This is a genomic window from Megasphaera sp. ASD88, assembly GCF_002287425.1.
Taxonomy (GTDB): Bacteria; Bacillota; Negativicutes; order Veillonellales; family Megasphaeraceae; genus Megasphaera; species Megasphaera stantonii.
The window spans coordinates 163,636-176,040 of sequence record NZ_NQXW01000002.1; the positions used below are offsets into that span (position 1 = coordinate 163,636).

A 12,405-nucleotide genomic window follows, 5' to 3' on the forward strand; every position below is an offset into this window, starting at 1 on the left:
GATACGATGGCTGAAGTTTTTCAAAAGGGAACGCTCTATTTGTGCGCGACGCCCATAGGAAATTTGGAAGATATTACGTACCGCGTCGTCCGCTGCCTGCGCGAGGCCGACGTCGTCGCCGCCGAAGACACGCGCCATACGAAGCAGCTTCTGGCGGCCTACGGTATCGATACGCCCCTGACGAGCTATCATGAGCATAACAAGGCTGAAAAGGGGCCCCAGCTCATCGACCTGCTCCGCCAGGGGCAGATGGTGGCCCTGGTCAGCGACGCCGGCATGCCGGCCATCTGCGACCCCGGCAGCGACCTCGTGCGGCTGGCTATCGAGGCCGATATCCCCATCGTGCCCCTGCCCGGGGCCAACGCCGGCCTGACGGGCCTCATCGCGTCGGGCATGGACACGACGCAGTTTACCTTTATCGGCTTTCTGCCCAAGACGCAGAAGCATCGCCGGCCTGTGCTGGAGCGCGTGAAGAGCTACGGCGGGACGCTCATCTTTTACGAAGCGCCCCATCGCATCCAGACGGTGCTCCGGGAGCTCATCGACGTCCTGGGAGACCGGCAGGCCGTCATCTGCCGGGAACTGACTAAACGGTACGAACAATATATGCGCGGCCCCCTGAGCCAGGTGACGCAGGAGCTGGCCGAACAGGGCGCGCGCGGAGAATTTGTCATTCTCGTCGCCGGGGCGGCCGATTCGGAAGATACGCCTGCCGGCGACGGCGATTACGCCGCCCAGGTCCGGAAGCTCATGGATCAGGGCGTCGATAAAAAAGAAGCTGTCCGCATCGTAGCCAAGCGCTGCGGCGCGCCGAAACGCAGCGTCTATCAGGCTGCGCTCACGTTATCATAAGCCGGCTCATTTGCCGGCATAGGAGGAAAAGAACTCATGGCTGAAAAGAAGACCTATTACATTACGACTCCCATCTACTACCCCAGCGCCAAGCTGCACATCGGGCATACGTACTGCACGACCATCGCCGACTCGCTGGCCCGTTTTCACCGCCTCCGCGGCGACGACGTCTTTTTCCTGACCGGCTCGGACGAACACGGCCAGAAAATCCAGCGTGCCGCCGAAGCCAAAGGCGTCAAACCTATCGAATACGTCGACGAAATCGTCGCCCTCTTCCAGCAGCTCTGGAAGAAGCTCAACATTTCCAACGACGACTTCATCCGCACGACGGAAGAACGGCACGAAAAGGTCGTACAGAAGCTCATGCAGATTTCCTACGACAACGGCGACATCTACAAGGGCGAATACGCTGGCTGGTACTGCACGCCCTGCGAATCCTTCTGGCCGGAAAACAAGCTGCCAGAAGGACAGCACATCTGCCCGGACTGCGGCCGTCCCCTTGAGCTGGTCAAGGAAGAAGCCTACTTCCTGAAAATGAATAAATACGCCGACCGCTGGCTGAAATTCATCGAAGAAAATCCCGATTTCATCCAGCCCGAATCGCGGCGCAACGAAATGATCGCCTTCGTCAAGAGCGGCCTCGAAGACCTGTGCGTATCCCGCACGTCCTTCGACTGGGGCATCAAGGTACCCTGGGACCCGAAGCACGTCGTATACGTCTGGTTCGACGCCCTGGCAAACTACCTGACGGCGGCGGGCTACATCGACGACCCGGAAAAATTTGAAAAATTCTGGCCGGCCAACCTGCACCTCGTCGGCAAGGAAATCGTCCGCTTCCATACGATCATCTGGCCGATCATGCTCATGAGCTGCGGCCTGCCCCTGCCGAAGAAGGTCTTTGGCCACGGCTGGCTCATCGTCGACGGCACGAAGATGAGCAAATCTTTGGGCAACGTCGTCGACCCCATTCCCCTCATCGAACGGTACGGGGCCGACGCCCTGCGCTACTACCTGCTCAAGGAAGTGCGCCTCGGTCAGGACGGCAATTTCTCCCTGCCGTCGTTCATCAACCGCATCAATTCCGATCTGGCCAACGACCTGGGCAACCTCCTGCAGCGCACCCTGGCCATGGTTGAAAAATACGAAGGCGGCGTCGCCGCCGGCCCGACGGTCAAAGAACCTGTCGACGACGAACTGGCAGCCTGCGCCGTCGAAACGGCCAAGCAGTTTGAAGCCCTCATGGACGACATGAAGATCAACGACGCCATCAACGACGTCTGGGGCCTCATCCGCCGCAGCAATAAATACATCGACGAAACGACGCCGTGGGTCCTGGCCAAAGACGAAGCCAAGGCCGAACGCCTCCAGACCGTCTTGTACAACCTCCTCGAATCGCTGCGGGTCATCGCCCTCCTCGTCAGCCCCTTCATCCCTGTCAGCGCCGCCGACATGTGGAAACAGCTCGGCCTGGCTGACTTCGACAAGGCCCTCCTTTCCGACGGCCAGACCTGGGGCGGCTATCCGGCCGGTACGAAGGTCTGCAAGGGCAATGCCCTCTTCCCGCGGTACGACTTGAAGGAAGAAATCGCTGAAGACGAAGCGGCCAAGAAGGCGGCCCAGGCCTGCCCGGCAGCGCAGGAACCGACGAAGCCGGAAATCTCCATCGACGATTTCGGCGCCGTAGATCTGCGCGTCGGCAAGGTCGTCGCCTGCGATAAGATTCCCAAGGCGAAAAAACTCCTGAAGCTGCAGATCGACCTCGGCACGGAAACGCGCCAAGTCGTCAGCGGCATTTCCCAATACTACGAACCGCAGGACCTCGTCGGCAAGAGCGTCGTCGTCGTGACGAACTTGAAGCCCGTGAAGCTGTGCGGCGTCGAATCGAAGGGCATGATTTTGGCAGCCTCCGACGGCAACGGCAACCTGCAGGTCGTCTTCGCCGACGGCATGGCGCCGGGAAGCCGGGTGCGCTGATGCTGTTCGATACGCACTGCCACATTACGTCGGGCTCGTATACCAAAGACCGGGAAGACGTGATCCAGCGGGCCTTTGACGCCGGCATGAAATATATGATGTGCCCCGGTACGGACGTGCCGTCGTCTGCGGCGGCCGTCGCCCTGAGCCATCAGTACAAGGAAGTCTACGCCGCCGTTGGCATCCATCCCGAAGACGCGGCGTCGGCGACTCCCGAAGGCTTCGAGCAGATTCGCCAGTGGCTCAAGACGGAGCCGAAGGTCGTGGCTATTGGCGAAGTCGGCCTCGATTATTACTGGCCCGAGCCGTCCCATGAAATCCAGCAGGAAGTATTTATCGAGCAGATCAAGATGGCCCTCGAATTCGACATGCCCCTGGATATTCATGACCGGGAAGCCCACGGCGACACGATGGACCTCCTGCGCAAATACGGCAAGGGGACGCGAGGCGTCTTCCACTGCTATTCGGGGAGCCTCGAAATGGCCGAGGAGCTCATCAAGATGGGCTATTACATCGGCTTTACAGGTACTATGGTCTTCCCGAAGTCGACGAAGCTCAAGCGCATCGCCGCCGAACTGCCCATCGACCGCATCCTCATCGAAACGGACTGCCCGTACCTTACGCCGCCGCCGTACCGGGGCAAGCGGAACGAACCGGCCTACGTCCAGTACGTAGCCGACGAAATCGCCCGCCTGCGGGGCATGACGACGGAAGAAGTACGGCAGATTACCCTGGAAAACGGCAAGCGCATCTTCGGCATTACCGGTGACGAAGGATGACGCGGCCGAAGATCAGGCTGACGCTCATCGATAAGAAAGGCCCCTGCGGATGCCATCGGGGCCACCGCGTCGGCGATACCTTTGACTACGATGCGGAGCGGGGCAAGCTCTGCCCCATGGCGATGCACGTCGCCTTTCCCTACGTCGATATCCTGCGCTACGGCGGCGCCATTCCGGGACAGCCCGAGGGCACGGCTGTGTTCTGCTGTCCCGACGCCGACGTCATCAACGTATTCAAAGCGGAAATCGTAACGGAATAACAACGAAGCAGCAGGCCGGTCCCGCGGGGTAGCCTGCTGCTTGCTATATCCTGTGATATTATTTGCTGCGAAGGAGCGAATCGGCATGATCCAACAGCTGTACCACAACCCCGACATCTACCAGATTCACGTAGATTTGCCGGACAATCCCCTGAAATACCTGAACTCGTACGTCGTCAAGGGGCCGACGCGCCACCTGGTCATCGACACGGGGTTCAACAGGCCCGAATGCCAGGCCGCCTTGTGCGGCGGCCTGCGCGAGCTGGACGTCGACCTGAGCCGGACAGACTTGTTTCTGACCCACCTCCACGGCGACCACAGCGGCCTTGTCGGCCTGTTTACCGCCGCCGGCTGCCCCGTGTACATGAACGAAATCGACTACACCTATCTGTGCGACGAATACGCCGGCCAGGCCTGGCAGTTCATCGAAGACACGTACATGAAGGAAGGCATGCCGCCGGAGGACATCAAGAGCCAGTTCACCAATCAGGCCCGCCGCTACTCGCCGCGCATCGATTTCCCCATCCATGCCGTAGCCGACGGCGACGTCGTGCGCCTGGCCGACATCGACTTTCACATCATTCACACGCCGGGACACACGAAGGGCATCTGCTGCCTCTACCTGCCGGAGCAGGAAATCTTCTTCACCAGCGACCACATCCTCTTCGACATTACGCCGAACATCCAGGTGTGGCCCAACATGAGCGATTCCCTGGATCATTATCTGGAAAGCCTGGAAAAGGTGCGGAGCCTGCCGGTCAAGCTGGCCCTGCCGGGACACCGCAAGGGGAATACGTCCATCGTCGGGCGCATCGACGAAATCAAGGAACATCACCGCCGCCGCCTGAACGAGGTCCTGTCCATCGCCGCCGCCCGGCCGGGCTCGACGGCCTACGACATCGCCCCTCATATGACCTGGTCCATGCGCGGCAAGAAGTGGCATGAATTCCCGCCGACGCAGAAATGGTTCGCCATGGGCGAGACCCTGGCCCACATCGAATACCTGCTCCATCACGGCCAGCTGCGCCGGGAAGAGCAGGGCGGATTGTTCCGCTATTATCCCGTATAAGGGAATGCAAAAAGACTCGTACTGCACGGAAGCGTACGAGTCTTTTTATGAAGAGGGGACACTTATTTTGCAATCAAGTTCAGGGCTTGTTCCAGGTCGGCGATGATGTCTTCTGCATTTTCCAGCCCTACAGACAGGCGGACCAGCCCTTCGCTGATGCCGGCCATTTTTAATTCGTCCGGCGTGTAGGTCGAATGGGTCATGGACGCGGCGTGTTCGATGAGGGTTTCGGCGTCGCCTAAGGACACGGCCAGCTTGCAGAGCTTGACGTTGTCCATGACGACGGCTCCTTCGGCCTTGCCGCCCTTGAGCTCAAAGGAAATCATGCCGCCGGGCAGGGACATCTGCTTCTTAGCCAGGTCGTACTGAGGGAAGCTCTTGAGGCCGGGATAGCTGACGGAGGCTACGGCCGGGTGGCCTTCCAGGAATTCTGCTACCTTCATGGCGTTGGCGCAGTGCCGTTCCATGCGGATTTCCAGCGTTTTCAGGCCGCGGGCGATGAGGAAGGCGTCGAAGGGGCTCAGGACGGAGCCCGTCATATCCTTAATGCCGAAGAGGCGGACCTGGTCGATGTAGTCCTTGCGGCCGCAGACGAAGCCGGCGATGACGTCGCCGTGGCCGTTCAGGTACTTCGTCGCCGAGTGGACGACGATATCGGCGCCCAATTCGACGGGCCGCTGGATGTAAGGCGTACAGAAGGTGTTGTCGACGACGACCTGGCAGCCCTCGATTTGGTGGGCCATGGCGCTGATGCTTTCAATGTCCATGATCTTCAGCGTCGGATTGGCCGGCGTTTCCAGGTAGACGGCCTTCGTGTCAGGGCGCAGGGCCTTCTGCACGGCGTCCAGATCGGTCATGTCGACGAAGGTCACGTCGACGCCGTAGCGGGTCAGGCCGTGGTTCATGAGGGCGAAGGTGCAGCCGTACAGCGTTTCGCTGGCTACGAGGTGGCCGCCCTGCTCCAGAAGGGTCCACAGGGCCGAGGAAATAGCGCCCATGCCCGAGCCAGCGGACACGCAGGCTTCCGTGCCTTCCAGCAGGGCGATTTTTTCTTCGGCGACGGCGCAGGTCGGGTTTCCCAGGCGGCTGTAAATGTAGCCGTCCTCCTGCAGGGCGAAGCGGCTGCCGCCCTGGGCGGCCGAGTCGAACACGAAGGTCGACGTCTGATAGATCGGGGCGGATAAGGCTCCGAACGTATTGGGCGCGGCTCCGCCGTGAATGGCCCGCGTGGCAAATCCTAAATTCATCAATTCCTCTCGTTTCATAAGTACCAGCCTCCTTGTCATACTATCGGCATGTATATAAATCCGAATGGCGAGGGCTTATCGGGCCCTCTTGCTATCTCAAAGTATATCAGCTATACTTTGACTTGAATAATATCGGGTAATGCCAATAAACCATAGATAAAAACTATGGAATAACGAGGAGGCGACAAGATATGACGCTGCAGCAGCTTAGGTACATCGTAGAGGTGTATAAGTGCGGGTCCATTACGGAGGCGGCTCACCGGCTGTTTATTGCCCAGCCGAGTCTGAGCAAGGCCATTAAGGACGTAGAGGACGAATTTCACATTACGATTTTGAAGCGCGGCCGCCACGGCGCGTCGTTTACGGAGGACGGCATGAAATTTCTCCAGTTTGCCCACCGGGTCCTGGACGCGTCCGACGACATCTACGAGTATTTCTCCCAGGACCAGCCCAAGGAAAAGGATATCTATCTGTCTGTATCGTCGCAGCACTACATGTTCCCCGTCGACGCGCTGATACGGTTTATGCAGCGGAAGGCCGGCGCGGCGGGCTACGTCGCGCGCATTCGGGAGGTCAAGACGCTGCAGGTCGTACAGGACGTCCTCGTGCAGGACAGCCAGATCGGGATTTTATATGTGTCCGACCTCATTGCCTCGTATATGCACCGGCTGTTTGAGAAAAACAACTTGGAGTTTATCCCCTTTTATAAATTCCCGCCCTACGTCTATCTCAGCAAGCGTCATCCCCTGGCGGGGCAGAAATCGCTGACCGTGCAGAAGCTGGCCCGCTATCCCTATGTGCGGTATGAGCAGGGAGGCGATCCCTATCAGTTTTCCGAAGAATTCGTCATACCGGAAATCTGCTCCCAAAAGGTCGTCTACGTGACGGACCGCTCGACCATGTTCAGCATCTTGTCCCATACGGACGCCTACAATCTGGGCACGGGATGCCTGATTCCTTCCGTTGCCAGCGACGACATTACGGCCATTCCCCTCAAGGGGGAATTCGGCGGCATGACTATCGGCTGGATACAGCTCAAGAACATGTCCCTCAGCGCGGAAATGGAAGAATACATCCGCCTCCTGCGGGAATCGCTGTGCCAGGTAGCCCATGTCAGGACATAGGATATATCCTTGGATGGATTTCCTATCCATATAAAATATCTATGGAATACTGTTACGGATATATATTTTTTGTTTGCCGCCGTTCATGGTATCATGAAGGAAAAATACATATGCCGCGGACGTATGTATATCTTGCGTGAAGAGTTTGATTATTTTTATACAGGAAGGAGCGAATACATGGATATTAAGGAAGAAATCAAAACGGGGAAAAAGCTGCTTCGCCAATCCGCCGTCGAGCCGAGCGGAAAGGCACTGATTCCCTTCGCCATCTTTGTCATCGTGTATTTAGGATGCGGTGTCATCTTGGAATATCAAGGGGCGGAAATGGCCTTTTATCAGTTCCCGGCGCCGCTGGCGGCGATTATCGGCGTCATGGCCGCCTTCGTCTTGCTGACGGGGAGCTTTGACGAGAAGTTTGAGACCTTCGTCCGGGGCTGCGGCGATTCGAACATCCTCATCATGTGCATTATCTACCTGCTGGCCGGGGGCTTTGCCGCCGTGTGCGGCGCCAGCGGCTGTCTGGACTCGACGGTCAACCTGGGGTTGACCTATATTCCGGCAGAATACCTGGCTGCAGGGATTTTCATCATTTCCGGCTTCATCGCGACGGCTACAGGCACGTCCTGCGGCAGCGCCGCTGCCGTCGGGCCCATCGCCATTGCCGTCGCCGACAAGGCGGGCATTTCCCTGCCCTTTATCATGGGCTGCGTCATCGGTGGCATCATGCTGGGCGACAACTTATCTATCATTTCCGACACGACCATCGCGTCGACACGGACCCAGGGCTGCGAAATGAAGGACAAATTCAAGCTGAATTTCTGGCTGACCTTGGCGCCGGCAGTCATTACGGTCATCTTGCTCATCGCCTTTGGCGAATCGGGAGCCGGTGCGACGTCGGGGCCTTACGAATTCGACTGGATCAAGGTCTTGCCGTATATCGCCGTGCTGGTGACGGCCGTCATGGGCGTGAACGTGTTCGTCGTCCTCGTAGGCGGCATTTTCCTGGCCGGAGCCATCGGCCTGTGGTACGGCGCACTGGCTCCCTTGTCCTTCGCCCAGGCCATTTATAAGGGCTTCCTCAGCATGAGCGACATTTTCCTCCTGTCCTTATTTACCGGCGGCTTGGCGGAAATGGTCAGCCGTGCCGGCGGCATCGCCTTCCTGCTGGACCGGGTGCAGCGCTTTATCCACGGGAAGAATTCGGCCGAGCTGGGGATTTCGGCCCTCGTGTCCATTACGGACATCGCCCTGGCCAACAATACCGTGGCCATCATCATCAACGGCGAAGTCGCCAAGGGAATCTGCTATACCTTCCACGTCGACCCGCGCCGCAGCGCCGCCCTGCTCAGCACCTTTTCCTCCATCTTCCAGGGCCTCATCCCCTACGGCGCCCAGATGCTTATTGTGACCAGCTTCGCCGCCGGCAGAGTTTCGCCGCTGGAAGTCATTCCCTACGCCTGGTTCATTTACCTCTTAGCCATTTCAGCTATCGTTTCGGTTTTCATTCCCTTTTCTGACGGCTTTATCAAGAAAGACCCATGGAACTTTGAAACGGGGAAGCCGCAGAGCAAGTCGGCTCTGTAATTTCATAGAATGTTGTGCAGACCTGCCCTCGTATTGCCGGGGGCAGGTTTTTTCTGTGTGAACTAGTTGACCGAAAAAAGAATACTTTGCTATAATGAGTAACATAAAAGAACAAATAAAAACATAAAATTTGGAAATCTATGATATATGCCTTAAAGGAGGAGTACCTATGCTGCCTGTAGAACGACGGCAGTTCATCCTGGACGAACTGTATAAGAACAAGGCCGTGGCAGTAAACGAGCTGGCGCAGCAGCTCGGCGTCACGACGATGACCATACGAAGGGACTTGCAGCTGCTGGAAGACAACGGATTGGTGGAAAAGAGTCACGGCGGAGCCGTGCTGACGGAATCGCTGATCAAGGAAGCGACGTATCACAACCGCAAGCTGGTGCGGATACAAGAAAAGCGGCAGATTGCAGAAGCTGCTCTGCCGCTCATCGAATCGTCCATGAGCATTTACCTGGACGCCGGGACGACGAATTATGAATTGGCTGAATTGATTGCCAAGAAGCGCTGGGACGGGCTGACCGTCGTCACGAACGACCTGGCCATCGCCCAGGTATTGATGCCGGCGGCGGGGCTGGACGTGATTATGCTGGGCGGCTACGTCGATGAAGAATCGGGTTCGACCTGCGGCGCCTTGGCTACGAACATGGTCCGGCAGATGCATTTCGACTTGAACTTCCTGGGGACCCAGGCTGTGACGCCTGATTGGCGGGTCATGACGGCCAACGCCCAGAAAATTGATTTGAAGCGGGCCTGCGTGGAAGCCGCTGACAAGACCGTGCTGGCGGCGGATCATTCCAAGTTCAAAAAGCACAAGCTGCATTATATTTTTGATATCTGGGCCATGGATGTGGTCATCAGCGATTACGTCCTAGAGCCGGAGGAAGAAAAGCTGTTTCAAGAGCATAACGTGACGTTTATACACGTGTAACGGAGGGATAGCATGCATGAATTTGTTGTAATTGCCGACGATTTTACCGGCGCGAACGATACGGGCGTCCAGATCTGCAAGAAGGGGATTCCCGTGCGAGTGCTATTGGATGCGGCGCAGGTTGCCGGCAGCGCAGACAGCATCGTCGTCGATACGGAGAGCCGCGTCGTATCGCCCCAGGAAGCGTACGACAAGGTCTTTGGCGCTGTAAAGGCCGTCCTGGCCTCCGGCGGCTGCCGCTATTTGTATAAAAAGGTGGATTCTACCTTGCGCGGCCATATACGGGAAGAAGTCCAAGCGGCTATAGACGCCTATGAGCCGGAAACGATTCTTTTCGCGCCGTCCTATCCGGCTCAGGGACGATGGGTACAGGGAAAGCGGCTGTATGTGCAGGGAACGGCGCTGCTGGATACGGAAATCGCCAAGGACCCGCGCAATCCGCTGGAGTGCGATAATATTGCCGAGCTGCTGGAGCCCTGTACGGGACCGGTTCGTCATTATGCCGTGTCCGATTTAGAAGGAGAGACCGTGCGCATTGGCGCAGGAGCCTATACGTTTGACGCCGTGTCGCCGGAGCATTTGACGTACATCGCCCGGCAGGCCGTAGATTCGGGCCGTAAGATTTTGTGGATTGGTTCCGCCGGCTTGGCAGAAGCCCTGCTGAACGTCCTGTATCCGCCGAAACCGGCCGTCGCCGTCGTCGGCAGCATCAGCGGCAAGACGATGGAGCAAATCGCCTATTGCCGGGCCCAGGGCGTGCCTGTCGTTCGCATCGACATGGCGAAGGCTCATCAGACCGGCAGCATACGGGAAGAGATTGCCCAGGCGGCGGCGTTCCTGCAGAGCGGTACGGATGTCGTCGTTACGGCGGCAGCCTGCCGGCAGGATTATGAAGACTTCGTCGCCTATGGACAGCAGATTGGCTTATCGACAGATGCCTTGGCCGAGTTTACGAAGCGCACCCTGAGCGAGGCCGTCCCGCAGCTCTTGCAGGAGGCCGACGCGGCGGGATTGTTCCTGACCGGCGGAGATACGGCGATCGCCGTCATTCAGGCCCTGCAGTGCGCAGGCTCGCAGATTCAGCAGGAAATCCTGCCGGGATTTGTGCAGGGACGCCTTTGCGACGGCCCGCACGACGGCATGGCCGTCGTCACGAAAGCCGGGGCCTTCGGCAGCAAGGCGGACATATGGGCCTGCATGCAGCGCTTGCGAATTCTGTAAAAGAATATAACGCCTAAACGGAACGGGCTGCGGAATGGGGAGACGATCTTCATTCTGCAGTCCTTTTTGTTTGAATATGTTTTATTCTGTTTTAATCATGTTGAAATCGCATAACGCGGCTATCCTCGCTGGTTCAATATCGTGAACTAAAATCGTCGTGCGAGCAGAAATATTGCAGAGTATCAGTCGTTACAGCACATGATAAAAAAGCATGTTGTCGATATGACTTTTGTATTGACTTATAGGGCGTTGAAATTTATAATAAAAGCAACAAAAATAAACAAAACAAAACAACATAAAACTTGCATATCTGTTGCTTTGTGGAAGGAGGAGCTGTCTTGGCAGCAAAATTTGTCGGCATTACGATGGGCGATCCTGCCGGTATCGGCCCTGAAATATCGTTAAAAGCTCTGGAATATCATCATGAATATCAGCAATCTACGGTGATTTACGGCAGCTACGGCGTGTTGAAATACTATCATGACGCGCTGAAGATGAAGACGCCCTTGGCGCGCATCGACAATGTGGGAGATTTTAAACCGGGCTGCATCAACGTCATTTCCGTCGCAGAGCTGGAAGTGGGAAAGGATTTTGAAATCGGCCAGGTTTCCGCCGCCGCCGGCGACGGCGCGTATCAGTATATCGCCCGGGCTATCGACGACGCCATGAAAGGCGATATCAGCGTCGTCACGACGGCGCCGCTCAATAAGGAAGCCCTTCACAAGGGCGGCCATAACTTCGACGGCCACACGGAAATATTCGCGACGCTGACCGGCACTCAGACGTATACGATGATGCTCTGGTGCGAAACGATGTCCGTCGTCCACGTTTCGACGCACTGTTCCCTGCGGGAAGCCTGCGACAGGGCGACGAAGGCCCGCGTCCTCGAATGCATCCATTTAGCCGACGACGCCATGAAGCGGCTGGGAAAACCGTCGCCGCGAATTGCCGTCGCCGGGCTCAATCCGCACAGCGGGGAAGCAGGTATCTTCGGCCGGGAAGAAATTGAAGAAATCACGCCGGCCATTGAAGCGGCGAAGCAGGAAGGCCTTTGCGTAGACGGCCCCGTATCGCCGGACACGGTATTCTTGAAGGCCCATAAGGGCGTGTACGACATCGTCGTGGCCATGTACCATGACCAGGGACATATCCCCATGAAGATGATGGCCTTTGATTCGGGCGTCAACGTCACCCTGGGCCTGCCGATCATCCGCACGTCCGTCGACCACGGCACGGCCTTCGATATTGCCGGAAAGGGAATCGCCAACGAAGAAAGCATGCTGTACGCCTTGGATTTAGGAAAAAACTTTGCCAATACCTAATTATTTTTTAGTATTCCATGATAATAAAAAACAGGC

At 57.4% G+C, this 12,405-nt stretch carries 11 protein-coding genes; 10 read left to right on the forward strand and 1 reads right to left on the reverse strand.

The features are described from left to right. The first annotated feature begins 6 nt into the window (after nucleotides 1–6). The 5 genes from rsmI to CJ260_RS02620 all read left to right on the forward strand — a co-directional run bounded on the left by rsmI (nucleotide 7) and on the right by CJ260_RS02620 (nucleotide 4,934). Complete coding sequence (rsmI, locus tag CJ260_RS02600) at nucleotides 7–852, forward strand: 16S rRNA (cytidine(1402)-2'-O)-methyltransferase (RefSeq protein WP_095629061.1); 846 nt, start codon at nucleotides 7–9, stop codon at nucleotides 850–852. Nucleotides 853–888: 36 nt separating this feature from the next. After that, nucleotides 889–2,826: a methionine--tRNA ligase gene (metG, locus tag CJ260_RS02605; protein WP_095629062.1), complete on the forward strand. Its 1,938-nt coding sequence runs from the start codon at nucleotides 889–891 to the stop codon at nucleotides 2,824–2,826. Beyond that, nucleotides 2,826–3,605, forward strand: a complete 780-nt coding sequence (locus CJ260_RS02610; RefSeq protein WP_095629063.1) for a TatD family hydrolase — start codon at nucleotides 2,826–2,828, stop codon at nucleotides 3,603–3,605. Before metG ends, CJ260_RS02610 begins: the two co-directional genes overlap by 1 nt. Further along, a complete protein-coding gene (locus CJ260_RS02615; RefSeq protein ID WP_095629064.1) occupies nucleotides 3,602–3,865 on the forward strand; it encodes a TIGR04076 family protein in 264 nt (87 codons plus the stop codon). Before CJ260_RS02610 ends, CJ260_RS02615 begins: the two co-directional genes overlap by 4 nt. Before the next feature lie 85 nt (nucleotides 3,866–3,950). Further along, entirely contained in the window at nucleotides 3,951–4,934 is a 984-nt protein-coding gene (locus tag CJ260_RS02620) for an MBL fold metallo-hydrolase (protein ID WP_095629065.1), read from the forward strand. A 62-nt stretch (nucleotides 4,935–4,996) separates the two neighbouring features. Here CJ260_RS02620 and megL read toward each other — a convergent pair whose 3' ends face one another. Next, nucleotides 4,997–6,199 carry a methionine gamma-lyase gene (gene megL, locus CJ260_RS02625; protein ID WP_095629066.1) on the reverse strand — a complete coding sequence of 401 codons (1,203 nt, stop codon included), beginning with the start codon at nucleotides 6,197–6,199 and terminating at the stop codon, nucleotides 4,997–4,999. Between the two features lie 173 nt (nucleotides 6,200–6,372). On the opposite strand from megL, the gene CJ260_RS02630 reads away from it, so the two are divergent. The 5 genes from CJ260_RS02630 (at nucleotide 6,373) to pdxA (ending at nucleotide 12,369) form a co-directional block, all read left to right on the forward strand. Next, a complete protein-coding gene (locus tag CJ260_RS02630) occupies nucleotides 6,373–7,305 on the forward strand; it encodes a LysR family transcriptional regulator (protein ID WP_095629067.1) in 933 nt (310 codons plus the stop codon). A gap of 177 nt (nucleotides 7,306–7,482) precedes the next feature. Continuing rightward, nucleotides 7,483–8,889: a Na+/H+ antiporter NhaC family protein gene (locus CJ260_RS02635; protein ID WP_095629124.1), complete on the forward strand. Its 1,407-nt coding sequence runs from the start codon at nucleotides 7,483–7,485 to the stop codon at nucleotides 8,887–8,889. Nucleotides 8,890–9,058: 169 nt separating this feature from the next. Beyond that, nucleotides 9,059–9,826, forward strand: coding sequence for a DeoR/GlpR family DNA-binding transcription regulator (locus tag CJ260_RS02640; RefSeq protein WP_095629068.1), 768 nt, complete (start codon nucleotides 9,059–9,061; stop codon nucleotides 9,824–9,826). A gap of 12 nt (nucleotides 9,827–9,838) precedes the next feature. Then, nucleotides 9,839–11,047 (forward strand): four-carbon acid sugar kinase family protein, encoded by a 1,209-nt coding sequence (locus tag CJ260_RS02645; RefSeq protein ID WP_095629069.1) that lies wholly within the window; start codon nucleotides 9,839–9,841, stop codon nucleotides 11,045–11,047. Between the two features lie 338 nt (nucleotides 11,048–11,385). Next, nucleotides 11,386–12,369 carry a 4-hydroxythreonine-4-phosphate dehydrogenase PdxA gene (gene pdxA / locus CJ260_RS02650; RefSeq protein WP_095629070.1) on the forward strand — a complete coding sequence of 328 codons (984 nt, stop codon included), beginning with the start codon at nucleotides 11,386–11,388 and terminating at the stop codon, nucleotides 12,367–12,369. Nucleotides 12,370–12,405 lie beyond the last annotated feature (36 nt).